Below are 24,078 nucleotides of genomic sequence, written 5' to 3'. Positions count from 1 at the left end.
GCGGTATCGGAACGCGATGACGGAGGAGAAAACCCGATGATCCTGAGCTGTGGTGAAGCACTGATCGACATGCTCCCGCGCGAGAGCGCGCAAGGCGAGGCGGCCTTTGCGCCCTATCCGGGGGGTGCGGTGTTCAACACTGCGATCGCGCTGGGGCGGCTCGGTGCGCGCTCGGGGTTTCTGTCGGGGCTGTCCGAAGACCTGTTCGGCAAGATGCTGATCCACTCGCTGTCCGATAGCGGCGTCGATGCGGGGCTTGCGGTGCGCTCGGACCGGCCGACGACGCTCGCCTTCGTGACGCTAACCGACGGCCATGCGAGCTACGCTTTCTACGACGAGAATACGGCTGGCCGGATGCTGAAGATCGAGGACATGCCCGAGATCCCGGCAGAGGTGAAGGCGATGTTCTTCGGCGGCATCTCCCTGCCGGTCGAGCCTTGCGGTGCGGCCTATGAGGCGCTGATGCTACGCGAGGCAGAGAACCGCGTGACCATGATCGACCCGAATATCCGCCCCGGTTTCATCGGCGACGAGGCGGCCTATCGCGCGCGGCTGGAACGGATGTTCACTGTCGCCGATATCGTCAAGGTCTCGGACGAGGATCTGCGCTGGATCGAAGGGCCGGGCACCATCGCAGATCTGGCGCGTGGGCTGCTGGCGAAAGGGCCTAAGCTGGTCTTTGTCACCGAAGGCGCGACCGGCGCCCATGGCTTCTCGAGCCACTGCGAGGTCTTCGTTCCGGCGCGCAAGGTCGAGGTCATTGACACGGTCGGCGCGGGCGACACGTTCAACTCGGGCGTTCTGGCCGCGCTGGACCGCGCGGATGCTCTCGACAAGCGCAGGCTCGCAGGGGCGGAGGAAGAGCTGATCTCCGACTGCCTGAAACTGGGCGTGGCCGCCGCTGCGGTGGTCGTCAGCCGGGCAGGGGCCAACCCGCCCTGGGCGGACGAACTGGCATGAGGGCGCTGATCCAGCGGGTCTCCGAGGCCTCGGTCACCGTCGACGGCAAGCGCATCTCCGAGATCGGGCCAGGCCTCCTGATCCTGTGCTGCGCGATGCAGGGCGATGACGAGAAAGTGGCCGAGAAACTGGCCGAGCGGGTCTCGAAGCTGCGCATCTTCAAGGACGAGGCGGGCAAGATGAACCGCGCGGTGGGTGACATCGGCGGCGCCTGTCTTGTGGTCAGCCAGTTCACGCTGGCGGCTGACACCTCGCGCGGCAACCGCCCCGGTTTCTCTGCAGCCGCCCCGCCCCAAGAGGGCGATCGGCTGTATCAGCATTTCGCCCGTCACCTCGAATCTCTGGGCCTGCCGGTCCAGACCGGCGTGTTCGGCGCGGATATGAAAGTGGCGCTTCTGAATGACGGGCCGGTCACGATCTGGATGGACAGCGCCGACCGTCCCTGAGCGTCGCGTGGGCAGTCTTGCTCCCCTGAAAATCGCGGGCTATTGCAGGCCATGGCCAAGCTCTACTTCCATTATTCCACGATGAACGCGGGCAAGAGCACGATCCTCTTGCAAGCCTCCCACAACTATATCGAACGCGGCATGGAGACCTTCCTCGTGACCGCGCGGCTCGACAATCGTGCGGGCGACGGGCGCATCGCGAGCCGGATCGGAATCGGTGCGGAGGCGGCCTGTTTCTCCGAAGAGACCGACATGTTCGCGCTGATCGAGGCGCGGCTGGCCGAGGGTCCCTGCGCCTGCATCTTCGTGGACGAGGCGCAGTTCCTGACCGAGACTCAGGTCTGGCAGATCGCCCGCGCGGTCGATGACCTGCGCGTGCCGGTGATGTGCTACGGGCTGCGGGTGGATTTTCAGGGCAAGCTGTTCCCCGGCTCGGCGGCGCTGCTGGCGCTGGCCGACGAGATGCGCGAAGTCCGCACGATCTGCCATTGCGGCAAGAAGGCCACGATGGTGGTGCGGATGGGCCCGGACGGACAGGCGCTGCGTGATGGCGATCAGGTGCAGATCGGCGGCAACGAGACCTATGTCAGCCTCTGCCGCCGCCACTGGCGCAAAGCGATGGGCGAGGCGTAAGCCTCAGATCTTCTCGAGAACGACCGAGCCCACCGAATAGCCCGCCCCGAAGGAACAGATCAGCCCGATCTCGCCCGGTTTGAAATCGTCCGAATATTTCGAAAACGCGATGATCGACCCGGCGGAGGACGTGTTGGCGTAATCCTGCAGGATATTGGGCTGCTCGCCCGGCTCGGGATCGCGGCCCAAGACCTTTTTCCCCACGAAGTCGTTCATCGTCTTGTTGGCCTGATGCAGCCAGAGGCGGTGCAGATCCTCGGGCTTCACCTCCGCGTCGGCGAGATGGCCGAGGATGTGCTGCGCGACCATCGGCATCACTTCCTTGAAGACCTTCCGACCCTCTTGCATGAACTGCATGTCGCGGCGATCGGCCACGCCATCGGGGCGGGTGCGGCGCAGGAAGCCATTGTTATTGCGGATGTTATTGGAAAACTCCGTCGCGCAACGGGTGGAGCGGATCAGGAAGCCATGCGGCGCATCCTCGCGCCGTTCGATCAGCGTCGCGGTGGCCACATCGCCGAAGATGAAATGGCAGTCGCGGTCGCGCCATTCGAGGTGGCCCGAGGTGATCTCGGGGTTCACGACCAGCGCGCGCCGCACGGAGCCCGTGCGGATCATGTCGGCGGCGGCCTGAATGCCGAAAGTGGCCGAGGAACAGGCGACGTTCATATCGAAAGCGAACCCGCCCGCGCCGAGAAGCTTCTGGATTTCGATCGCGACGGCCGGGTAGGCGCGCTCCATATTCGAGGCCGCGCAGATCACGAGGTCTATGTCCTCGCCTTTACGCCCGGCCTGCGCCAGCGCCTTGTTGCAGGCATCGAGCGCGATTTCCGCCATGATGCCCGGCTCGTCATCCGAGCGCTGGCGCAGGCGCGGATACATGCGCGTCGGATCCAGCACGCCTTCCTTGTCCATCACGTAGCGCTGCTCGATCCCGGAGGCTTTAAGTATGAACTCGACCGAGCTATGCGGCTTGGCCTCGATCTCGCCCGCGGCGATGGCCTCTGCGTTCTCGGCGTTGAACAGATCGGCATAGGCGTTGAATGCCTCGACCAGTTCGGCATTCGTGATGACGTGTTCCGGCGTATAGACCCCGGTCCCGGTAATGACGGCTTGATGCATCGGATCCTCCTTGGCAGAGCCTCCCGCCAAGGAGGTGAAAGGTCAAGACGACACGCGATTGGGCGGCGTGTTGCCGTCACGAAAGGCGATGAGATTGTCGACCGCCATGTGGCCCATGTCGTCACGCACCTCAAGAGCGGCGGTGCCGAGATGCGGAAGCAACGTAACGTTATCCATCTCGCGCAGGGCTTCCGGCACATAAGGCTCGCGCTCATAGACGTCGAGACCCGCGCCCGCGATCGCATTGCCCTGCATTGCGGCCACCAGTGCCGCCTCGTCGACGATATCGCCGCGCGCGATGTTGATCAGATGCGCGTGCGGCTGCATCTTCGCGATCTCCGCCGCGCCGATCAGGTGATGCGTGGCCGGGCTTGCGGGCACCGCGATCACGACGAAATCCGAAGTCGCGAGCAGCTCGTCCTGGCTTAGATGCGTCGCGGGGAAGCCCGGATCGACGGGGGTGCGCTTGGTGTAAGCCACCTCCATACCGAAGCCGAAATGGCAGCGTTTCGCGATCGCGGTGCCGATGCGGCCCAGACCGATGATGCCGACCTTCTTGCCCGAGACATGCTGACCAAGGAATTGCGTCGGCGTCCAGCCGGTCCACTCGCCGCGCCGCACGAAGCGCTCGCCCGCCGAGGCACGTCGCGCGCTCATCAGGATCAGCATCGTCGCGATATCGGCGGTGGCATCGGTCACGGCGCCCGGCGTGTTCGTCACCGTGATGCCCTTCGCCTCGGCGGCACCCACGTCGATATGGTTATAGCCGACCCCGAAGTTGGCCACGATCTTCGCGCGCGGGCTGCCCTCGAAGGCCGCTGCCGTCACCTTGTCGCCCAAGGTCACAAGAAGCGCATCGTATTCGGCCAGCGCCGCGCGCGTCTCATCTTCGGTCATCGGCGCGGCCCCGTTGCGGAAGGTCACGTCGAATTCCTTCGCCACACGGGCCTCGACTTCGTCGGTCAGCTTGCGGGTCACGAGGAGCTTCATCAGAACATCCTCCCGCCGATCGGCACGTCCTTGTCGGGCGTCAGCAGCACGACCTCGCCAGCCGCGTCCGGCACGCCCAGCACGAGCGCCTCGGACATGAATGGCCCGATCTGGCGCGGCGGGAAGTTGACCACGCCGAAGACCAGCTTGCCGACCAGCTCCTCGGGAGCGTAATGCACCGTGATCTGGGCGGAACTTTTCTTCACGCCGATCTCCGGGCCGTAATCGACCCAGAGCTTGATCGCGGGCTTGCGCGCCTCGGGGAAGGGCTCGGCCTGCGTGATCCGCCCACAGCGAATGTCGACCTTCATGAAGTCGTCGAAGGAGATGGTCATTTCCCCAGCTCCCGGTTGCGCGCGATATTCGCGGCGACCGCTTTGCGCATCAGGGGTGGCATGCCGGTCTCGGGGTCCATCAGAACCTCCAGCGCCGCCGCCGTCGTCCCGCCGGGAGAGGTCACGTTCTCGCGCAGTTTCGAAGGGCTCTCGTCGCTATCCTCGGCCAGTTGCCCCGCGCCGCCGACGGTCGCCTTGGCAAGCCGTAGCGCCAGATCGGGGTCGAGCCCCTCGGCCTCGCCCGCCGCCGCCATCACCTCGATCAGGTGGAAGACGTAAGCCGGGCCTGAGCCGGAGACGCCGATCACGGCGTTCATCTGTTCCTCATCGTCGAGCCGCACGACCTGACCGACGCCGGTCATCAGCGCATCCGCTGTGTCCAGATCGTCCCCAGTCGCGTTCGGATTGCCGACGATCGCGGTCACGCCACGGCCGATCGCGGCAGGCGTGTTGGGCATCGCGCGCACCAGCCGGGCCTGCGTGCCCAGCATCTTCTCGTAGCCCTCGATGGTGATCCCGGCGGCGACGGTGACAAACAGCGTATCGCCCTCGGCCATGGCCGAGAGTTGCGGCAGCGCGTCGGCCATCATCTGCGGCTTCACCGCGACCAGAACGACAGCCGGATTCGCGGGCAGATCGGCGTTGAGATTCACGCCGGACTCTTTCAGCCAGTCGGACGGATTCGGATCGACCACCCAGACCGAGGCTGCGGGCAGACCGCCCTTCAACAGCCCCTGAAGGATCGCGCCGCCCATGCGTCCGCAGCCCAGAATGACGAGGCCGCGGTCGGAAATCTTGTCAAAGCTCATGCTTCCCCCTTTTGGTTCGGGGGGAGATTAGGCGCGCCCGTAGGCCTCCGCAATGGCCACCTGCATCGCGTCTTCGGGATCGCGCTCGCCCCAGGTCGCCAGCTGGAAGGCCGGGTAGAACCGCTCGGAGGACACGACAGCCGCGCCGATCAGACGGTCGATCTGCTCCGGCCCGGGCAGCTGCCCGCCCGAGAGCACCAGCCCGTGCCGCCAGACCATCAACCGCTGATCGGGCCAGAAGGTGAAGGCGCCGGTCCAGACCCGGTCGTTGATGCGGTTGAGAAGCTCGTAAAGCGCGCCTTCGCGGGCCGGCGGCGGGTCCATCTCGAAGGTGCAGATCAGCCGCAGGGTTTCGTCCATCGGCGACCAGGCGAGGGTGATCGAGTAGGTCCGCCACTGACCCTCGACCGCCATTGCGATCTGGTCATCGGTGACCCGGTCGAATTCCCATTCATGGGCTTCGGCCAGCGTCTCGACGATGTCGATCGGGTGGAGTTCTTCGGCGTACAGATAGTCTTCGCTCAGTGCCATGCTCGTATCCCCCTGCCTTTTTAGATGCCCGGGGTGCAGCTCCCCTAGGGCTTGTCGGCTTTACAAGGAACGGCGGTAGCAGCCGCCTGTCCCTACAAGATATCGTGTAGGCAGGTTGCTATTGTGTAAAGCAATTTCTGGTGGATAAGCCGGGTGGCCCCCACGAAATCTGGGGATAGTTCATCCACAACGCGGGGCGGATTGCGGATTGCTACACGCTAAGCATTTGAGATTGTTTGGAAACGCAAAAAGCGCCCGAAGATCGGGCGCTTTTTGAAGCGGTTTGGTGGAGCCTAGGGGGATCGAACCCCTGACCTCGTCATTGCGAACGACGCGCTCTCCCAGCTGAGCTAAGGCCCCGAACCGTGGCGTGGTATTTCGCGCAAGGCGCGGGCTTTGTCAAGCGACCCGCCCGCGCCGCGCACGAAAATTTCCGCATGATCCGTGTTATGCGGGCACCGAGATTTTCGACTTCACGAAATTGACCAGATCGCCTGCCGGGCGGGCCCCTGCGGCGCGGGCGACCTCGCGGCCCTTGGCGAACAGGATGAAGGCGGGAATGCCCTGAATCCGGTAGCGTTGGGTCGCGGTGGGGTTCACCTGCGTGTTGATCTTCGCCAGCCGCACATGCGGTGTCAGCTTCTCGGCGGCCATGTTGAACTGCGGCGCCATCGCCTTGCACGGGCCGCACCACGGCGCCCAGAAATCGACCAGCAGCGGCAGATCGTCCTTCTCGGCCTTGGCGAGCGTCTCGAAGTCGACTTCGGTCACCTTGTGCGAGACGAGCCAGCCGCCGCAGGTGCCGCATTTCGGATTCGCACCCAGCTTCTCGGCGGGAATGCGGTTGGCCTGCCCGCAATCGAGGCAGGTCACACGGTAGCTTTGAGAGGATTGGGTCATGTCACCCCTCCTTTACATTGGGTTGCAAGATATATCGGGAACCCACTTCGGCTTTGCAAGGAGACGACATGACGCGCTGGAAAGAGCTGAGCCCCGAACGCCAGATGGACCTTCGCGCCGCCTATGACATCGAGATGGCGCGGCAAACCAATACCTGTTCGCTCGACGAGAAGATCGCGCGCTTCGCAGAATGGCTCGCCCCGCAGGGCATCGCCTTCGGGGTGGATGACCTAGCGAAGGGCTGACCCGCTCAGCGGCTCTTCAGGTAGAAGAGCGTCCCCCCGACGATCACCGCAGCGAGCACCGCCAGCGCGATCTTCCACGCAGACCACGGGCGATCCCCGCGCACGCGGCCCGTCTGGGCGTTCACGACGAAGCGGTAGGAGCGGCCACGGAACTTGTAGGCGGCGGTCCAGATCGGCAGCAGGATGTGCTTGAAGGTCTCGGCCGAGAACTGCGGGTCCATCGCGCCTATCCGCTGCTCGTCGCCGCCGATATCGCGGCGAATGTCGGTCTGGATGACGCGGATCATCTCGGCCTGCGCGGCATGGTGGCCTTCCTGCAGTTGCACCGTGTAGCCCTCGGCGGTGAAGCCCGCGAGGTAATCACGGCGGTAGGGTTCGAGCGCCGTCAGGTCCCACGGGCGCAGCGCCTGCACGTAATCGGGCGGGAGTGAGCGCGCGGCGTAGATCACCACATCGTCGAAATCGCGCGCCACCTGACCCGAGACCGGCGTCCAGCGGATGCGGCGGACCTGCTCGGTGCGGGGGCCTTTGTCGGTCTGCACCGTGCGCGTGACGTAATAGGCGTCGCCGCGCTGGCCGGAATAGCGCGTGCGGGTCGCGGCGTCGAAGGTCCAGAAGGGCGCGTAGATGCCGGTCATGCGCCGCCCCTTGCGGGCATATTGCGACAGCCCGTTAGGCGCGAACCAGAGCGAACCGAGCCATTTCGAGAGCGCCGCGCGCGCCTGATCCTCGGTCAGCTGGAAGGGCAGCACCCCTTGCGGCTTGATCAGCCGCGTCGTGCCGGTATCGACCACCACGGGCGTCGCGCAGAACGGGCATTCGGTCGCGTGCTCGCCGTTTTGCAACTCGATCGAGGCGCCGCAATTGGGACAGGAGACGGTGCGGTGCTCCTCCATCTCCTGCGCGGGCAATTCACGGGTCAGCGCATCGTCGAGCGGCAATTCCCGCAAGCGCGCCTCTCCGCGCCCGGTGGCGGAGGGAATGTCCTGCACATGGCCGCAATGATCGCAGACGAGCCGCGTCTGGCCCGGCGCGAAGCGCAGATCGGCGCCGCAGCTTTCGCAGTGATAGTGGCTCTCGCCGCGTGGGTCGGCAGGGGCGGCAGCCGCGCTCCGCCCCACTTTCGGGAAACCCAGCATTGGATCAGCTCGCAGCAGGCGGGGGCGGCGGCGGTGCGATGGTGAAGAGCTGCGCCAGTTCGGTCACGTCCTCGGCGCGCATCCAGCCGTTCTGACCCGGCGTCCAGACGAGGCTGTCGCGGGTGAGCGAGCCCTCCGAGACCATACGCCCCAGGTGCCCGCGCCCGAAGGGCCCCTGCGTCTGGCCGTTGACCGCGAGATGCCAGACCTTCTCGACCGGCGGCGGGGGAGGGGGCGGCGGCGCGGCGGCGGGTTGCTGGGCCATCTGCCCCCACGGACCCATCTGCTGGCCCATCGCCATGCCCATCCCGGCGCCCATGCCCGCGCCCATCGCGGCGCCCATCCCGGCGGAGGCCCCCGAGCCCGGCTGGCCCATCGCCTCGGCGGCATTGTATTGCATGTATTTGTTCAGGTCGCCCACGATCCCCATCGAGGTGCGCTTGTCGAGAACCGCCTCCACCGCCTCGGGCAGCGAGACGTTCTCGATGTAGAACTCGGGCAGCTCTAGCCCGTAATTCGCGATGGTGGGCGCGATCGCCTTGGTGATCAGCTTGCCCATGTCGGCGGTGTTCGCGGCCATGTCCAGGATCGGGATGCCCGAGCTGGCAATAGCGCGCGAGAACTCCTGCACGATCACGTTGCGCAGCTGGTAGCTGATCTCGTCAGAGGTGAACTCGCCATCGGTGCCGACGATCTCGGTCAGGAACTTGCCCGGATCGGTGACGCGCATCGAATAAGTGCCGAAGGCTCTGATGCGCACCGGGCCGAATTCCGGATCGCGCGCCATGACCGGGTTCTTCGTGCCCCATTTGAGGTCGTTGAACCGGGTGGTGTTGACGAAATAGATCTCGGACTGGAAGGGCGATTTGAACCCGTGATCCCAGTGCTGAAGCGTCGTCAGAATGGGAAGGTTGTTGGTTTCGAGCATATAGAGCCCGGGCCCGAAGATATCGGCCAGCTGCCCCTCATGGACGAAGACTGCGGCCTGACCTTCGCGCACGGTCAGCTTCGCGCCGTATTTGATCGCGTGACCCTCGCGCTCGAACCGCCAGACCATCGTGTCGCGGGTGTCGTCGGTCCAGCCGATGACGTCGATGAATTCGCCGGAGAGGAAATCGAGAATGCCCATGGGTGCGGTTCCTTCTTGGTTCTCAGCTTGCGCCGCCCAGCAATTCGGAGGCGATGGTGGTGACGATCGGGCGGGCCTCGCGTTCGGTCATGCCGGGCGTCAGGCGCGGGTCGTAAAGCATCTGCAGCAGCAACTCGTCATGCTTGGTCAGCAGCGAGAATTCCTCGTCATCGTTGAAGATCGAGGGCCGCGCGCGCGGATAGTCATTGGCGAGGCCAAGCCCCTGGGCCAGTTCCTCATGGATACAGCTGGTGCGCAGTTCGGGCGGGTGTTCGCCCCGGATCACCGCGACGGCGTCGGTATAGATCGGACTGTCGCCCTGCGAGAAGGCGAAGACCACGCAATAGGTCGAGAGCGGCAGATTGGTGATCGCCTCGACCGAGCTGTCATCGATCCCCGGCACCAATTGGCGCAGGCGCGGACCGATCGCCCGGCGCTCGTCCTCGTTGAGGAACAGGACATGGAAATTGCCGCCGTGGTTCACCACGCTGACCGGATGGCGCGAGGCCCGCGCGAGCTTGCCCGCATAGGCGCGCACTTCGGCGATATCCGAGGCGCGGTCGGCCTTGGGGATCGAGGCGCCGAAGTCGATATCCATCCGCACCGGCTTGTCCCAGCGCCGCAGGCGCGAGGGCGTCTGACGCGCGACGAACCCGCCGCCCTGCGCCGCGTATTCGTCGTAAAGCGCGATATGGACGAAGTCCTGCACCAGTTGCCGCTGGTTGAACGGCGCATCGCGCGGCGCGACATCGGTGCGCAGCTGCCCGCGGCTTTCCATCTCGGCGGCGGTCTTGGCGAAATAGGCTGACATCTCCCGCGAGAGTGCGCTTTGCTTGGTGGCGTTCGAGCGATCGAGATCGGCCGGTGCGCTGGGCGGGCGCGCGGTCTTGTCCGGTGCGAGCGGCGAGCCGCCCAAGCCCGGCGCGCAGGCCGAAAGGGCCAGCGCCGCCAGCCCTGCAAGAACCGGAAAGGCCGCACGCATCCGTGTCATCCCGCAGCTCCGCCAGCCTGTGCGGAGGATTTCGCCGCCGACAGGGTGTCGCGCAGCTTGTCTTCCATCTCCACCAGATCATGCTCTGCCGCGGCGCGCTTGCGCTTGCCCTCATCCGCGATACGCAAAGAATCCTCGATCGTCGCGACCAGATCGGCATTCGCCGCCTTCACCGCCTCGATATCGAAGACACCGCGCTCCATCTCGGTGCGGATCTCGGCATTGGCTTCGCGCAGGTTCTTGGCATTCGATTTCAGAAGCTCGTTGGTCAGATCATTGGCCTCGCGCACAGCGCCCGCCGCCTCGCGCGAGCGTTGGATCGTGACCGCCTGCGCCAGTTGGGTCTCCCACAGCGGCACGGTGTTCACCAGCGTCGAGTTGATCTTGGTCACGAGGCTCTTGTCGTTTTCCTGAACCAGCCGGATCGAGGGCAGCGACTGCATCGTCACCTGACGGGTCAGTTTCAGATCATGCACTCGGCGCTCCAGATCGTCGCGGGCTGCGCGCAGGTCGCGGATTTCCTGCGCCTTGAGCACTTTCTGATCCTCGGACGCGGCTTCCATCGCCGCCTCTTTCGCGGGGATTTCCTCCCGGTCGAGCTGGGCCAGCTTTTCCTCGCCCGCCGCGATGTAGAGCGCGAGCTCGTCATAGAAATGAAGCGTCTTGTCGTAGAGCATATCGAGCGATTTGATGTCCTTGAGCAACTTGTGCTCGTGGCTCAGCAACTCGTCGGTGACGCGGTCGATCTGACCCTGCACCTCTTCGAATCGGGCGATGAAGTTGCCGAAAGGTGCGGCGCGGCCCAGCAGCTTTTCCCACCAGCTCCGCTTGCGGCGCACGTCGAGTTCCGAGACCGAGAAGCCGCGGATCGTGGTGACGATCTGGCGCAGGCTGTCTCCGGCGGGGCCGACATCCTTGTTCTTGACGCCCGAGAGCATCTCCTGGCTGATCGATTGCAGATCGACCTGCGCGCGCGAGCCGAACTGCACGATCGAATTCGAGTCGCCCATGTCCAGCTCGGCCATGCGCTTGCGGATTTCCTCGGCGGTCTCGGGCGGGGCCTGATCGAGCGGCGTCACCGCCTCTGCCGGGCCCGGCTCGGGCAGCAGCGAACCGCTGACACCTTCCACTTCGGTCATCAGCTCGGTTGCCTTTTGGCGGGTCGTCTCGGTCATCTCAGGGCCTCCTTGCGCCTGTCGGGGCAGTTCCCGGTGTCACTCATCAACTCACGCTTCGTCAATTCTCGCGGGTCGTCGTCACGACCCCTTCGCGCGCCAGCCGGTCGCGCAGCACGTCGATCTCGATCTCCAGCCCCTCGCGGCCATCTTCCAGCATCTTGCGGGTGCGGGCGGTGAAATTCGCCTCCAGATCATCGAGCAGCGCCGCGTAATCGTCGCGCGCCTTGTGATCGCGCGTGTTGCGCCACAGATCGGCGAACTTGATCGTCGCGTCGCGCGCGCCCTCCAGATAAACGGTCATGTAGCGCCGCGCTTGAGCCAGATCGCCGGGATCTTCCTCGACCGCGCGGAACAGATCGCGCGCGGTGGTGGCGAATTGCTCGACGCGGGTGATCAGCACACGCTCGCCCGAGGGGGCGATGGCCTTGCGCATCTCCGCCAGATAGGCCTCGCCTTCCTTGACCACGCGAGCGACGCGCTCTTGCTGAAATTCGTCGACGCCCTCCATCCCCTTGTCTTTCAGCGGATCGAGACCGAAGGCTACGAGCGAGACCACCGTGCCGATAGCCCCGATCCCGGCCGCGCCGATCACGCCCAGTTCGGGGGCCTGTGCGCCCAGTGCGAGACCCAGACCATAGGCGACGGAACCCAGAATTTTCCGCGGGAAGGCCGGGCGCTTGGCCGAGCTGCGCGCGACATAGGCGAATTCGGCCCGCAGCCCCTCGCGGATCGTCCAGGCGGCGCCTGCGATCAGGGCGAAGGCGCCAAGTGCGCGGGCCAGTGCGAAGGGGCCTTCGCCGAAGGCGCCCAGCAGGAAGGGCAGGGCGGCGGCCACGATCCAGAACGGACGGCCTTCCTCGGGGTGGCGGGCATCGGGACGACGATGGGGCGGCACGCTGCGGGGATCGTGCAGGTCGGGCCCGCTGGTCGGGCCTTGGGGCGAGTATTTTCCGCCATAGCGTTGAGCCATCATACGCTCCCGGTGAGCGCGACCGACAGCGTCAGCGCGATCATCAGCCAGAAAGCGATTCTCTTTTGCGCCTCGCGCGACATCGCCAGCCCCTGCCATCGGACGCGAATTTCGACGTCCTCAGGGGAATTTATAAGCAGGCTGGCGGGTCTATGCCAGAGAGACGGTGTGAAATTCGCGTAAACCCGCCGAGGAAAAAGAAGAGGGGAAAACCATGGCGGTTTTCCCCTCTCTCAAAGCGCGTTTTCGCCGGTCAGTCGCGATTGCCACCGCGCGGCTTGCCACCGAAGGGCTTGCCACCGGGCTTCCCGCCCGGTTTGCCCGAATGCGACTTGAAGCCGCCGGAGCGTGCGGGCCGGTCGCCGCGCGCGTCGCCGTGGGATTTGAACCCGCCCGAGCGCGGCTTGCCGCCCGGCTTTCCGCCATGCGATTTGAAGCCGCCCGAGCGGGGCTTGTCGCCGCCACGGTCGTCACGGCCACCTTCGTCGCGATCCCGGTTGAAGCGGGCCTTGTCGCCGAACTTCCCGCTGGGCTTGCCGCCGAATTTCCCGCCCGAGGAGCGGTCATCGCGGTCGCGGTTGAAGCTAGGCTTGTCGCCGCGCGGCCCACGATCGGGGCGGTCGCCACGATCTTTCGAGAAACGCGGACCCCGGTCGCCGCGCTCGCCTTCATCACGATGCGACTTGAACCCACCGGTGCGCGGCTTGCGCGGCCCGTCGCGGAACGGACGATCCTCGCGGCCGCCCTCTTCGCGATCCTTGCGGAAACGCGGTTTGTCGTCACGACCACCCTCGTCGCGGTCGCGGTTGAAGCGCGGCTTGTCGCCACGCGGCCCGCGATCCGGACGGTCGCCCCGGTCCTTCGAGAAGCGCGGCCCCCGATCGCCACGATCGCCGCGGTCGCCCTCGTCACGATGCGATTTGAAGCCGCCCGTACGCGGCTTGCGCGGACGATCTTCACGACCACCTTCGTCACGATCCTTGCGGAAGCGCGGCTTGTCATCACGCCCGCCGTCGTCGCGATCCCGCTTGAAGCGCGGCTTGTCGCCCCGATCCTTGCGGTCGCCGCGCTCGGGACGATCTCCACGCTCTTTGCGCTCGGGCTTGGCCTCGCCGCTTACCGGCTTGTCGTCGAGCAAACCGCCAAGCTGATCGCGCAGCATCCTGCGCTTCACTTCCATCACGTCGCCCGCCTTCATGTCCATCAGGCGGAAGGGACCGTAGCTGATCCGGATCAGGCGGTTCACCTGGAAGCCGATCTCGGTCATTGCGCGACGGATTTCGCGGTTGCGGCCTTCGCGGATGCCCACGGTCAGCCACGCATTCGCGCCCTGCTGACGGTCGAGCGAGACTTCCATCGGCAGGAATTCCTCGCCGTCGATGGTGATGCCCTGACGCAGCGGCTCGAAAGACTGCTCGGTCGGTCGGCCATTCACGCGCACGCGGTATTTGCGCAGCCAGCCGGTCTCGGGCAGCTCCAGACGGCGCTTCAACCCGCCATCATTGGTCAAGAGCAGCAGACCTTCGGAGTTGATGTCGAGGCGGCCCACATTCAGCACGCGCGGCATGCCCTCGGGCATCTCGTCGAAAATCGTGCGGCGGCCCTGTTCGTCTTTCTCGGTCGTGACCAGACCCAGCGGCTTGTAATAGAGCCAAAGCCGCGTTTCCTGCGGCGCGTCGATCGGCTTGCCGTCGATGGTGATCTTGTCGGACGCCGCCACGTCGAGCGCGGGCGAGTCGATCTGCTTGCCGTTCACTGCAACCTTGCCGGCGAGGATCATCTTCTCGGCGTCGCGGCGCGAGGCCACGCCGGAGCGCGCGATCACCTTGGCGATGCGTTCTTTCGCGCCGGATTTGTCGGCGGATTTCGAAACGGAATTTTCGGGGGAGTTGTCGGGAGTGTCGGTCATGTCCGGTTCCTTCTAGGGGAGGGGGCGCGCGAGTCACTCGGGCGCGAAAGATGGCGATCTACACCTTTCTGCTGCGCGTGGGAAGCGTCTTGATAAGCGCGGATTTGCAAGCGATGAAGAGCCATGGAATTCCGGTCTTTCATGCAACAGGCGCTGACAGAGGCGCGCGAGGCGGCCAAGCGCGGCGAGGTGCCCGTCGGCGCAGTCGTCGTCTCCCCTGACGGTAGGGTGGTGGCCGCCGCTGGCAACCGCACCCGCGAGCTGGGCGATCCGACTGCCCATGCGGAGATCCTCGCGATGCGCGAGGCTTGTGCGCAGATCGGCTCGGAGCGGCTGCCGGGCTATGATCTCTATGTCACGCTCGAGCCCTGCCCGATGTGCGCCTCGGCGATCTCTCAGGCCCGGATCGCGCGGCTTTATTACGGCGCGGCCGATCCGAAATCGGGCGGCGTCGCGCAAGGGCCGCGCGTCTTTTCGCATCCGCAAAGCCACCACGTGCCGGAAATCTACGACGGTATCGGGGCGGCAGAGGCCGAGGCGCTTCTGAAGGATTTCTTCGCCGCGCGCCGCTAGATCCGCGCCCGTCTGGACGGATCCCCTTTCCTGTGGCATATCAATCGCATCGCAGGCCCCAAGGGCCGCGATCCCCGACATTGGTATCAGTCAGAAGGAGCGGGCATGCGTCCGGCACTGCGTCTGCGCGAAGGTGGCCTTGCGGCCTATCAGCAAGAGATGAAATGGGTCGCACTGGCCCTCGGCATCGCCTCGACCATCGCCATCGTGCAGAACTGGTACCCGCTCAATCTCTTTCTCAGCCTGCCGTTCTGCATGATCTGGGCCTATCACGCCTGGCTGCATACCGAGCGTCAGCTGAAATATCTCAACATCATGTTCACCGGCTTCTACCTTTACGGGATCGCACGCTATTTCCTTGTGTCGCAGGGTCAGGGCTGAGGCGCGGGTCTTGTAACCCCGTCGGCCAGCGGGGATAGTCGCGCAAGACATTCGGGGATGATTTCATGAGCGACCAGAACGACAAGATACTCGAACAGGCGCGCCAGTTCATCGAGGCGATCCCGCATTCCCGCGCGCTGGGGATGCAGATGGACGAGATCCGCCCCGGCTGCGCGACCCTGTCGATGCCCTATGACACGCGCTTCGTGGGCGATCCGCGCACCGGCGTGATCCATGGCGGCGCGGTCTCGGCGCTGATGGATACCTGCGCAGGCGCCGCCGTAATGAGCCATCCGCAGGCCGGGGCCTCCACCGCGACGCTTGATCTGCGCATCGATTACATGCGCCCCGCGACGCCCGGCCAGCGGATCACCGCGCGGGCGGAATGCTATCACGTCACTCGTTCGGTCGCCTTCGTGCGCGCCACAACCCATGACGAGGATGCTGAACGGCCCGTGGCGACCGCTACCGGCGCCTTCACCGTCTCGCGCCCCGAAAAACCCAAATCGGAGGGGCAAGCATGAGCCGTCCCAAGCCCGAACCCGTCCAGCAGGTCAAGCAGCGCCGAGACGGCGCGCTCAAGATGCTCGTCGAGGGGATTCCTTACGCGCAGTTCCTCGGCATCGGTTTCGACCGGCGCGGCGATGAGCTGACCGGCGTTCTGTCCTATGACGACAAGCTGATCGGCAACCCGATGCTGCCCGCGATCCATGGCGGGGTGACAGCGGCCTTTCTCGAGGTCACCGCGATCATCGAACTCAGCTGGTCTTACCTGTGGGACGATATCGAGGCGGGGCGGATCGATTTCGACGCGCTCACGCCCGAGAGCCTGCCGCGGCTGCCCAAGACGATTGATTTCACCGTGGATTACCTGCGCTCCGGCCTGCCGCGCGACGCCTATGCGCGAGCGCGCGTTAATCGTTCGGGGCGGCGCTATGCCAGCGTCCATGTCGAGGCGTGGCAGGACAACCGGACCCGGATCTTTGCCCAAGCGACCGGCCATTTCCTGATGCCCGCGCGGGACGATACCTCCGCCAATGGCTGAGATCACCCATGCGCGGGTCCTGAAGATCGCGCTGCCCATCGTCCTCTCGAACGCCACGATCCCGATCCTCGGCGCGGTCGACACCGCCGTCGTCGGGCAATTGGGCCTGCCCGCGCCGATTGGCGCGGTGGGGATCGGCGCGGTAATCCTGTCCTCGCTCTACTGGATCTTCGGTTTCCTGCGGATGGGCACGACCGGGCTCGTGAGCCAGGCGCATGGGACGGGCGATACGGGCGAGGTCTCTGCCGGGCTGATGCGCGCGCTGATCATTGCAGGCATCGCCGGACTGAGCCTGATCGTGCTGCAAATTCCGCTGTTCTGGGCCGCGTTCCAGCTTGCCCCGGCGAGCGACGAGGTTGAGCGCCTTGCCCGCGATTATCTGCAGATCCGCATCTGGGGCGCGCCGCTCACCATCTCGCTCTACGCTTTCACCGGATGGTTGATCGCGCTGGAGCGCACGCGCGGTGTCCTCTTGCTGCAAGTGACGATGAACGCGCTGAACGTGGGGCTGGACCTGTTCTTCGTGCTGGGCCTTGGCTGGGGCGTGCAAGGCGTCGCCGGTGCCACGCTGATCTCCGAGATTAGCGGTGTGGTGCTGGCGCTTTGGCTGTGTCGCGCGGCCTTCGTAAACGGCCTGTGGCGGGCGCGCGCAATCTTCGACCGGGTGAAACTGGCGACGATGGCGCGGGTGAATACCGACATCATGCTGCGCTCGATCCTGCTGCAGGCGAGCTTCACCAGCTTTCTGTTCCTCGGCGCGGGGCAGGGCGATGTGACGCTCGCGGCCAATCAGGTGTTGCTGCAATTCCTGCAGATTACCGCCTTCGCGCTGGACGGGTTCGCCTTCTCCGCCGAGAGCCTCGTGGGCCAAGCGGTGGGCGCACATTCGGCAGCAAGGCTGCGCCGGGCGAGCATCGTGTCCTCGCAATGGGGGATCGGCGGCGCGCTCGTGCTGGGCGCGGTTTTCCTGCTTGCAGGCCCTGCGATCATCGACCTGATGACCACCGCCCCGAATGTCCGCATCGAGGCGCGCGACTATCTGATCTGGATCGCCGCCGCGCCGCTGATCGGCGGGCCAGCCTGGATGCTCGACGGCATCTTCATCGGCGCGACCCTGACCCGCGAGATGCGCAACGCAATGGTGATCTCGGTCGCGATCTACACGGCCGCGCTTTTCGTGCTGATCCCGCTTTTCGGCAATCACGGGCTCTGGGCGGGGCTGATGATCCTCAACGCCACGCGCGGTTTGACGATGGCGCGGCTCTATCCCCGGGCCGAGGCGAAAGCGGCAGCCGGGTAGGGACGCTGCCCCTCTGCCTGCGCCCCGCCTCTCCCTTCCCCTTGGGAGAAATATCCCGGGGGTGAGGGCGAAGCCCGAGGGGGCAGCGCCCCCTTCAGACGGTATCCAGGTAAAGCTCGGTCTGCTCCTGATCCGACAGCTCGGCCATGTAATGCAGCTCCTGCCGCTTGGTCATGGCGAAATTGGTGATCAGGTCGCGGTCGAAGATGCGCGGCATGATCTCGCAATTCTGGAAGGCGTCGATTGCCGCTTCCCAATCGGTGGGCATCTGCGGCAGGTCGAGCGCATAGGCGTTGCCCTTGATCGGCTCGGGCGCTTCCATCTTGTCCTCGATCCCGATCAGGGCGGCACCCAGAATCGCCGCGATCATCAGGTAGGGGTTTACGTCGCCACCCGCCACGCGATGCTCGATCCGCCGCGCCTGCGGTCCCGAGGCCGGGATGCGCAGTGCCGCGGTGCGGTTCTCATAGGCCCAGGCGATGCCGGTCGGCGCATGGGCGTCGGGCACGAGCCGATCATAGCTGTTCTCATGCGGCGCGAAGATCAGGCCCGAGCCCGCCATCGCAGCCAGGCAGCCCGCCACCGCATGGCGCATCTGGTCCGAGCCTTGCGGCGTGCCGTCGTTGAAGATGTTGTTGCCCTCGGCATCGAGCACCGAGAAATGCATATGCATCCCGTTGCCGGGCCATTCGTCGTAGGGTTTCGCCATGAAGGACGCGGCGAAGCCATGCGCGCGCGCCAGACCTTTCACCAGCATCTTGAACAGCCAGCTGTCATCGGCGGCTTTCAGCGGGTCGGGCTGGTGCGAAAGGTTGATCTCGAACTGCCCCGGACCCGCTTCGGAGATCGCGGTATCGGCGGGAATATCCATCGCCTCGCAGGCGTCGTAGAGCTGGCTGAAGAAGATGTCGAACGCGTCGAGCGCGCGCAAGCTCAGCACCTCACCGCCGGTGCGGCGTTTGCCCGAGCGGGGCGAGGGCGGCACGCGCAGCGTCTTGCCGCTGTCGTCGATCAGGAAGAATTCCAGCTCGGTTGCGACCACCGGGGTCAGCCCCAGCGCCTTGTAGCGTTCCACCACGCGCGCCAGCGCCTGCCGGGGGTCGCCCGCATAGGGCTTGCCGTCCATATGGAACATCCAGATCGGCAGCAGCGCGGTCGGCGCCGAGAGCCACGGCATCGGCAGGAAGCCCCGCTCGGTCGGCATCAGAAGCCCGTCGGCATCGCCGGATTCGAAGACAAGCGGGCTGTCTTCGACATCTTCGCCCCAGATGTCGAGATTCATCACCGAATAGGGAAAGCGCGTCCCTTCGGTGAAGACCTTATCGGCGAAGCGGGCTGGCAGGCGCTTGCCGCGCGCCACCCCGTTGAGATCGGCCGCCGCCACGCGGATCGTGCGAACGTCGGGATGGTCGTGCAGCCAGTTCATGTGTCACCTGATAATCTGCGGCCTGAACCGAAAGCGCTTACGGCTTTCCTGCGGCAGATGGCGGTTCAGGCGGCGGTTGATCACCCCGAAGACCGCGATGACGCAGAGCGTGAGCAGAATGAAGTAGAACGCCGCGATCGGGTAGGGGATGAAGGGATTGAAGGTCTTGTCCGCGAAATACTTCGCGTAATAGAGCGCGTCGCCCTCCTGCCGGAACGCCGGGAAGCCCGAGAAGAACACGAGCGTGGTGGCGTGGAACAGGAAGATCGCCTCGTTGGTGTAGGAGGGCCAGCCGAGCCGGAGCATCGTCGGCCATGTCACACGGCGGAACTTGGTCCAGCCGGTCATGCCGTATGCGTCCGCGGCTTCCATGTCGCCTTTCGGCACGGAGCGCAGCGCGCCGTAGAAGATCTCGGCGGCATAGGCAGAGGTGTTGAAGAACAGCACGATCAGCGCGCCTGCCCAGGCCCGCGTGATCCAGTCCGTCGCGACCGTGATGCCGAGGATCGGGAAGCCCGCACGGGGCAGCATCGCGAAGGCCTCGTAGGCGAGGAAGAACTGGATGAAGAGGGGCGAGCCGCGGAACAGGAAGATGAACCATTCGGCCGGTTTGCGGAAGATCGCGCGATCGGAGTTCTTCGCCACCGCGAGCGTCGTGGCGAGGAAGAACCCGGCCAGCAGCGCGAGAATGCCGAAATAGAGGTTCCAGATCATCCCCGAGCCGATCAGGGTGAATTGCTGGCACATCGTGAAATCGGAGCGCGGCAGCAGTCGCTCGCCGATGCCCACGGAGCGCAGCCCGTAATCCGCGATGGTCTGAATGCAGCTCATGCGTCCGCCTTTCTCAGCGCTTCACCAGCAGCCGTGGCCTGCCCGAAGGCGAGGCGGCGGTTGATGCGGGCCAGCACGATCTCGGAGAGCTTGGTCATCACCAGATAGAAGACCAGCAGCACGAGGAAGTAATAGAGGCGCCAGTCGGGATGCGGATAGGCGTAGATGCTCGACTTGGTCGCGCCCAGTTCGCGCGCCCAATAGACGATGTCTTCGATGCCCAGAAGGAACAGCAGCGGCGTTGCCTTGATGAGGATCATCCAGAGGTTCGACAGACCGGGGATCGCATAGGCCCACATCTGCGGGATCAGCACCCGACGGTTCACCTGCGCGCGGGTCATGCCGTAAGCCTCGGCGGTCTCAAGCTGCGCGCGCGGCACCGCCTGCATCGCGCCGAACAGCACGTTGGCGGCGAAGGCGCCATAGACGATGGAGAAGGCCACCACGGCCAGCGCGAAGCCATAGGCCTCGTGATAGAATTGCGGGGCCGTGCCGAGCGGGATTTTCGCGGAGGCACAGACGTGGAATTCGTTACCCGTCCAGGCCGGGCCGGGATCGGGGCAGACCGCGCGTGACTTCAGGTATTCGAGGCCCTGGTCCATCGCGATCGGCACGAAAAGGAAGAAGATGATATCGGGCACACCGCGCACCATCGCGATGTAGCCGCGTCCGAGAAGGCGCAGCGGGGCGGCGCTCGACCGGGCGGCGAGTGCCCCGCCGAAGCCGAAGATCAGCGCCACCGGCGCGGTCACGGCCAGCAGGATCAGCACGATGCCGAACGAGCCATAGAACATGATCTGCTTACCCGTGGTCAGGTAGCAGAGCAGCCAGCCAAGCCCGTGAAGGGCAGAGGGATCGGAACAGCTTTCGAACATCGGACTTTCGGTCGGGACCGGAGCGGCTCATACCGCCCCGGCCTCGTTTTCTGGATCAGTTCTTGAAGGTCAGGGCGTCGTCGCCGAAATACTTCTTAAGCAGTTCGTTGAGCGTGCCATCGGCTTTCAGCTTGGAAATGCCGTCGTTGAACTTGTCCTTCAGCTCGGTGTCGGACTTGCGCAGGCCGATGCCGATGCCTTTGCCGAGCTGCACGTCGTCGCCCACGAATTCCATGTTGTCCTGGCCCGCGAAGGGCTTGAGCGCGTCCTTGTCGGCGAAGACCGCGTCGGCCTCACCGTTCTTCACGGCGGCGATCGTGTCGTCGAGGGTCGCGTATTCGGCCAGCGTCGCGCCGGTTTCAGCGACATGCGCCGCCTGAATGGTGCCGGTCTGTGCCGCGATCACGCCGCCCTTGAGATCCGCGCCCGGGTCCATCGCCATGTAGGACGAGGCCGCCGGCGGGTAATAGGCCTGGGTGAAATCGATGGTCTTCTCACGCTCAGCGGTGATCGACATGCCAGCCATGATCGTGTCGTAGTTGCCCGAGAGCAGGTTCGGGATGATCGAATCCCAGTCATTGGTGACCCAGGTGCAGTCGAGGCTCTCCATCTCGCAGAGCTTGTCGCCGAGTTCGCGCTCGAAGCCCGCGACTTCACCGTTATCGTCGATGAAGTTGTAGGGAGGGTAGGCGCCCTCGGTGCCCATGCGGACGGTCTGTGCCGCGGCGACGCCGGCCGAAAGGCCGAGGATGGCAGCGGTCAGGATCAGTTTTTTCATTTTGGTTCCCCGTTGTTAATTCTTGGGTTGGTTCACGCCGGCGCGGTGGCCGACAGGAATTGTTGCAGGCGCGTCGATTTCGGCGCGCCGAACAGAGCCTCTGGCGGGCCCTCTTCCTCGATCTTGCCCTGATGCAGGAAGACGACGTGGTCGGAGACGTCACGCGCCAGTCGCATGTCGTGGGTGACGAGGATCATGGTGCGGTGTTCGGCGGCGAGGTCCTTGATGACCTTCACCACCTCTTGCTGCAATTCCGGGTCGAGCGCCGAGGTGGGCTCGTCGAAGAGAAGCGCCTTGGGCTCCATGCACAGCGCCCGCGCGATCGCCGCGCGCTGCTGCTGGCCGCCCGAGAGCTGCGCGGGCCAGGCGTCGCATTTGTCGCCGATGCCGACCTTGTCGAGCAACTGGCGCGCCAGCGGTTCGACCTCTGCCTTGTCGCGGCCCAGCACCGTCACCGGCGCTTCCATCACGTTCTGCAGGATCGTCATGTGCGCCCAGAGATTGAACTGCTGGAACACCATCGACAGGTTCGTGCGGAACCGGGTGACCTGCGCGCGGTCGGCAGGGCGACGATTGAGCCCCTCGCCACGCCAATGCACAGACTCGCCTTCGAAGATCACATCGCCCTTCTGGCTGTCTTCAAGCAGGTTGCAGCATCGCAGGAGCGTCGATTTGCCCGAGCCGGAGGAGCCGATCAACGACACCACATGGCCGCGTGGCGCGGTGATCGAGACGCCTTTTAGCACCTCGAGCGAGCCGTAGCTCTTGTAAAGGTCACGGATTTCGATGACGGGCGCGTCTTTGGGCGCAGGCTCGTTTCGGGTCACGCAGGCAGCTTCTCTTTGTCCATCCGCGCAATCTGGCGCGATTTGACCGGTGAATGCAACTGCGTCTGCCCGGTTGACGATGGGGAAGGGGCCGAAATCACGAGCATCTGAGGAAAAAATGGGCGCGGAGCGGTCGCGCCCCGCGCTGCCTTGCCCGTCGAATTCAGGTGCGGCGGGCCTCGACGCGTTGCCGCGCCACCGCCGAATCGACGTCGTTGACGCCCAGAAGCTTCGCCGCGAGGCGTATCAACGCATCCTCATGGGCATCGCGCACGCCATCGGCCAGCGCCACGTCCCACAGCGCCTCGATCACGCCGGTGCGGTCCTCATAGGCGACCTTGTCTTTCAGCGCGCGGGTGAAGCGGACCGTGTCGGGCGCGCCCGCCTCGACCTCTTCGGCGCGCTTGCGCATCTCGGTCGCCTCGAAGCCCGAGAGCCCGTTGCGCTGAGCGAGAACCCGGTCGATCCGGGTTTTCTCCTCTTCGGTATAGTTTTCATCCGACCGCGCGAGCCGCACCAGAAGTGCCGCCAGCGCCAATTCGCGATCGGCCCCCTCCATCGGATCGGGGGCGGGATCGTTGAGCATATCGAAGAGGCGTCCAAACATAGGCATAGAGATAAGCGATGCGCGGCGCAGGGCAAGTCACGGATGCGAAAGCCCTGCGCGCGTGCCTCGCTTTTAGCCGACTTTCACGACCATCTTGCCGAAATTGCGGCCTTCCAGCAGGTCATAGAGCCCCTGCGGCGCGGCTTCGAGGCCTTCCACCACCTGCTCCTTGTACTGAACCTTGCCCTCTTTCAGCCAGCCGGTCATCGCTTCGGAGAATTCCTGATAGAGCTCGATCGGGAAGCTGTCGAAGATGATGAAGCCCTGCACCTTCACCTTCATGCGCAAGATCGTCGAAAGGATCTGCGGGCCGTGATCGGGCCCCTCGGGCAGGCCTTGCAGGTTATACCACGCGACCATGCCGCAGACCGGCATCCGCGCGAAGGGGTTGAGAAGCGGCAGCACGCCGTAGAGCACCTTGCCGCCGACATTCTCGAAATAGACGTCGATCCCGTCCGGGCAGGCTGCGGCCAGTTGCTCGGCGAAATCCTCGGCGCGGTGGTCGATGCAGGCGTCAAACCCCAGCGTGTCGGTGACATGGGCGCATTTCTCTGCCCCGCCTGCGACGCCGACGACGCGGCAGCCCTTGATCTTGGCGATCTGGCCGACCGTCGCGCCCACCGGTCCGGAGGCGGCGGCAACCACGACCGTCTCACCCGGCTTCGGCTCGCCGATCTTCAGCAGGCCCGCATAGGCCGTGTAGCCCGGCATCCCCAGAATGCCCAAGGCCCAGCTCGGGTTCTCCGGCTCCGGCCCGAGATTGAGCACCTGCGTGCCATCCGAGACGAAGAAGTCCTGCCAGCCCGAGGGCGAGAGCACATAATCGCCCTTCGAGAAGCCCGCGACATCGCTCTCCATCACCTCGGCCACGACCTGACCGGTCATCACGCCGCCGATCTCGACCGGGGTTGCGTAGGATTTCGCATCCGACATCCGCCCGCGCATATAGGGGTCGAGCGACAGATAGACGGTGCGCAGCAGCATTTCACCCTTGCCCGCCTGTGGCACGGCCTCGGTCTCGAGTTTCAGCGTGTTCTCGTTCGGCGCGCCTTTCGGGCGCTCGGCGAGGATGATCTTGCGGTTGGTGTCGGTGGTCTGTGCCATGAAAGCCTCCTGTTTGAGAGGCCAGCTAGCACGCGGTTCGCGCG

28 protein-coding genes and 1 tRNA gene are annotated in these 24,078 nt (G+C 65.1%); 9 read left to right on the top strand and 20 right to left on the bottom strand.

All coding sequences use genetic code 11. The features are described from left to right. Positions 1-36 precede the first annotated feature (36 nt). From ACZ7GB_RS03355 to ACZ7GB_RS03345, 3 genes are read left to right on the top strand one after another with little or no spacing between them, the layout of a single operon-like run. The gene (locus ACZ7GB_RS03355; RefSeq protein ID WP_472157642.1) at positions 37-960 is read left to right on the top strand and encodes a carbohydrate kinase family protein; all 924 of its coding nucleotides are present in this window, start codon (positions 37-39) and stop codon (positions 958-960) included. Further along, positions 957-1,406, top strand: a complete 450-nt coding sequence (dtd, locus tag ACZ7GB_RS03350; RefSeq protein ID WP_472157641.1) for a D-aminoacyl-tRNA deacylase — start codon at positions 957-959, stop codon at positions 1,404-1,406. Before ACZ7GB_RS03355 ends, dtd begins: the two co-directional genes overlap by 4 nt. Positions 1,407-1,457: 51 nt before the next feature. After that, positions 1,458-2,039: a thymidine kinase gene (locus tag ACZ7GB_RS03345; protein ID WP_078539757.1), complete on the top strand. Its 582-nt coding sequence runs from the start codon at positions 1,458-1,460 to the stop codon at positions 2,037-2,039. A 3-nt stretch (positions 2,040-2,042) separates the two neighbouring features. Here ACZ7GB_RS03345 and ACZ7GB_RS03340 read toward each other — a convergent pair whose 3' ends face one another. From ACZ7GB_RS03340 to ACZ7GB_RS03310, 7 genes are all read right to left on the bottom strand, one after another. Continuing rightward, on the bottom strand, positions 2,043-3,161 hold the full coding sequence (locus ACZ7GB_RS03340) for a beta-ketoacyl-ACP synthase III (protein WP_078519698.1): 1,119 nt from the start codon (positions 3,159-3,161) through the stop codon (positions 2,043-2,045). A 42-nt stretch (positions 3,162-3,203) separates the two neighbouring features. Continuing rightward, positions 3,204-4,151: a 2-hydroxyacid dehydrogenase gene (locus ACZ7GB_RS03335; RefSeq protein WP_472157640.1), complete on the bottom strand. Its 948-nt coding sequence runs from the start codon at positions 4,149-4,151 to the stop codon at positions 3,204-3,206. Continuing rightward, positions 4,151-4,486, bottom strand: coding sequence for a tRNA-binding protein (locus tag ACZ7GB_RS03330; protein ID WP_078546182.1), 336 nt, complete (start codon positions 4,484-4,486; stop codon positions 4,151-4,153). Before ACZ7GB_RS03330 ends, ACZ7GB_RS03335 begins: the two co-directional genes overlap by 1 nt. After that, the gene (gene proC / locus ACZ7GB_RS03325) at positions 4,483-5,295 is read right to left on the bottom strand and encodes a pyrroline-5-carboxylate reductase (protein WP_347430650.1); all 813 of its coding nucleotides are present in this window, start codon (positions 5,293-5,295) and stop codon (positions 4,483-4,485) included. Before proC ends, ACZ7GB_RS03330 begins: the two co-directional genes overlap by 4 nt. A 27-nt stretch (positions 5,296-5,322) precedes the next feature. Further along, positions 5,323-5,826 (bottom strand): type III secretion system chaperone family protein, encoded by a 504-nt coding sequence (locus tag ACZ7GB_RS03320; RefSeq protein ID WP_078519694.1) that lies wholly within the window; start codon positions 5,824-5,826, stop codon positions 5,323-5,325. Between the two features lie 284 nt (positions 5,827-6,110). Beyond that, positions 6,111-6,186 (bottom strand) — tRNA-Ala (locus ACZ7GB_RS03315). Positions 6,187-6,273: 87 nt separating this feature from the next. Then, entirely contained in the window at positions 6,274-6,726 is a 453-nt protein-coding gene (locus ACZ7GB_RS03310) for a thioredoxin domain-containing protein (RefSeq protein ID WP_472157639.1), read from the bottom strand. A 68-nt stretch (positions 6,727-6,794) separates the two neighbouring features. On the opposite strand from ACZ7GB_RS03310, the gene ACZ7GB_RS03305 reads away from it, so the two are divergent. Then, positions 6,795-6,971, top strand: coding sequence for a hypothetical protein (locus ACZ7GB_RS03305; protein ID WP_472157638.1), 177 nt, complete (start codon positions 6,795-6,797; stop codon positions 6,969-6,971). A gap of 5 nt (positions 6,972-6,976) precedes the next feature. Here the strand turns inward: ACZ7GB_RS03305 and ACZ7GB_RS03300 are convergent, their stop codons facing one another. From ACZ7GB_RS03300 to ACZ7GB_RS03275, 6 genes are all read right to left on the bottom strand, one after another. After that, positions 6,977-8,110 carry a TFIIB-type zinc ribbon-containing protein gene (locus ACZ7GB_RS03300; RefSeq protein WP_244176542.1) on the bottom strand — a complete coding sequence of 378 codons (1,134 nt, stop codon included), beginning with the start codon at positions 8,108-8,110 and terminating at the stop codon, positions 6,977-6,979. Positions 8,111-8,114: 4 nt separating this feature from the next. Continuing rightward, positions 8,115-9,239, bottom strand: a complete 1,125-nt coding sequence (locus ACZ7GB_RS03295) for an SPFH domain-containing protein (RefSeq protein ID WP_472157637.1) — start codon at positions 9,237-9,239, stop codon at positions 8,115-8,117. A gap of 22 nt (positions 9,240-9,261) precedes the next feature. After that, entirely contained in the window at positions 9,262-10,221 is a 960-nt protein-coding gene (locus ACZ7GB_RS03290) for a DUF2927 domain-containing protein (RefSeq protein ID WP_472157905.1), read from the bottom strand. 5 nt (positions 10,222-10,226) lie between these two features. Further along, entirely contained in the window at positions 10,227-11,405 is a 1,179-nt protein-coding gene (locus ACZ7GB_RS03285) for a toxic anion resistance protein (RefSeq protein ID WP_078519690.1), read from the bottom strand. Positions 11,406-11,466: 61 nt separating this feature from the next. Next, positions 11,467-12,378, bottom strand: coding sequence for a 5-bromo-4-chloroindolyl phosphate hydrolysis family protein (locus ACZ7GB_RS03280; RefSeq protein WP_472157636.1), 912 nt, complete (start codon positions 12,376-12,378; stop codon positions 11,467-11,469). Between the two features lie 253 nt (positions 12,379-12,631). Beyond that, the gene (locus ACZ7GB_RS03275) at positions 12,632-14,287 is read right to left on the bottom strand and encodes a pseudouridine synthase (RefSeq protein WP_472157635.1); all 1,656 of its coding nucleotides are present in this window, start codon (positions 14,285-14,287) and stop codon (positions 12,632-12,634) included. Positions 14,288-14,410: 123 nt separating this feature from the next. Between ACZ7GB_RS03275 and ACZ7GB_RS03270 the strand changes: the two genes are divergently transcribed. The 5 genes from ACZ7GB_RS03270 (at position 14,411) to ACZ7GB_RS03250 (ending at position 17,586) form a co-directional block, all read left to right on the top strand. Next, entirely contained in the window at positions 14,411-14,860 is a 450-nt protein-coding gene (locus tag ACZ7GB_RS03270; RefSeq protein WP_472157634.1) for a nucleoside deaminase, read from the top strand. A 105-nt stretch (positions 14,861-14,965) separates the two neighbouring features. Then, entirely contained in the window at positions 14,966-15,241 is a 276-nt protein-coding gene (locus ACZ7GB_RS03265) for a peptidase (protein ID WP_078599481.1), read from the top strand. Positions 15,242-15,306: 65 nt separating this feature from the next. Beyond that, a complete protein-coding gene (locus tag ACZ7GB_RS03260; protein ID WP_078599480.1) occupies positions 15,307-15,765 on the top strand; it encodes a PaaI family thioesterase in 459 nt (152 codons plus the stop codon). Then, positions 15,762-16,286: a PaaI family thioesterase gene (locus ACZ7GB_RS03255; RefSeq protein WP_075776152.1), complete on the top strand. Its 525-nt coding sequence runs from the start codon at positions 15,762-15,764 to the stop codon at positions 16,284-16,286. The genes ACZ7GB_RS03260 and ACZ7GB_RS03255 overlap by 4 nt, the downstream gene beginning before the upstream one ends. Further along, positions 16,279-17,586: an MATE family efflux transporter gene (locus tag ACZ7GB_RS03250; RefSeq protein ID WP_472157633.1), complete on the top strand. Its 1,308-nt coding sequence runs from the start codon at positions 16,279-16,281 to the stop codon at positions 17,584-17,586. The genes ACZ7GB_RS03255 and ACZ7GB_RS03250 overlap by 8 nt, the downstream gene beginning before the upstream one ends. 94 nt (positions 17,587-17,680) lie before the next feature. Here the strand turns inward: ACZ7GB_RS03250 and ACZ7GB_RS03245 are convergent, their stop codons facing one another. From ACZ7GB_RS03245 to ACZ7GB_RS03215, 7 genes are all read right to left on the bottom strand, one after another. Then, the gene (locus ACZ7GB_RS03245; RefSeq protein WP_098410336.1) at positions 17,681-19,012 is read right to left on the bottom strand and encodes a glutamine synthetase family protein; all 1,332 of its coding nucleotides are present in this window, start codon (positions 19,010-19,012) and stop codon (positions 17,681-17,683) included. A 3-nt stretch (positions 19,013-19,015) separates the two neighbouring features. Beyond that, positions 19,016-19,843, bottom strand: coding sequence for an ABC transporter permease (locus ACZ7GB_RS03240; protein ID WP_078519682.1), 828 nt, complete (start codon positions 19,841-19,843; stop codon positions 19,016-19,018). Next, positions 19,840-20,718 carry an ABC transporter permease subunit gene (locus ACZ7GB_RS03235; RefSeq protein WP_134331838.1) on the bottom strand — a complete coding sequence of 293 codons (879 nt, stop codon included), beginning with the start codon at positions 20,716-20,718 and terminating at the stop codon, positions 19,840-19,842. Before ACZ7GB_RS03235 ends, ACZ7GB_RS03240 begins: the two co-directional genes overlap by 4 nt. Before the next feature lie 55 nt (positions 20,719-20,773). After that, positions 20,774-21,496, bottom strand: a complete 723-nt coding sequence (locus tag ACZ7GB_RS03230) for a transporter substrate-binding domain-containing protein (RefSeq protein ID WP_078569472.1) — start codon at positions 21,494-21,496, stop codon at positions 20,774-20,776. Between the two features lie 32 nt (positions 21,497-21,528). Beyond that, positions 21,529-22,323 (bottom strand): ABC transporter ATP-binding protein, encoded by a 795-nt coding sequence (locus ACZ7GB_RS03225; protein ID WP_078519679.1) that lies wholly within the window; start codon positions 22,321-22,323, stop codon positions 21,529-21,531. Between the two features lie 163 nt (positions 22,324-22,486). Beyond that, positions 22,487-22,930, bottom strand: coding sequence for a tellurite resistance TerB family protein (locus ACZ7GB_RS03220; protein ID WP_472157904.1), 444 nt, complete (start codon positions 22,928-22,930; stop codon positions 22,487-22,489). A 72-nt stretch (positions 22,931-23,002) separates the two neighbouring features. After that, entirely contained in the window at positions 23,003-24,034 is a 1,032-nt protein-coding gene (locus tag ACZ7GB_RS03215; protein WP_083079170.1) for an NADP-dependent oxidoreductase, read from the bottom strand. Between the last annotated feature and the right edge of the window lie 44 nt (positions 24,035-24,078).

The sequence above is a fragment of the Thioclava sp. PTB-PU3-1 genome (assembly GCF_055666785.1).
The sequence above is the reverse complement of the archived record's forward strand: the minus strand, read 5'-3'. Positions and strand labels throughout refer to the sequence as shown.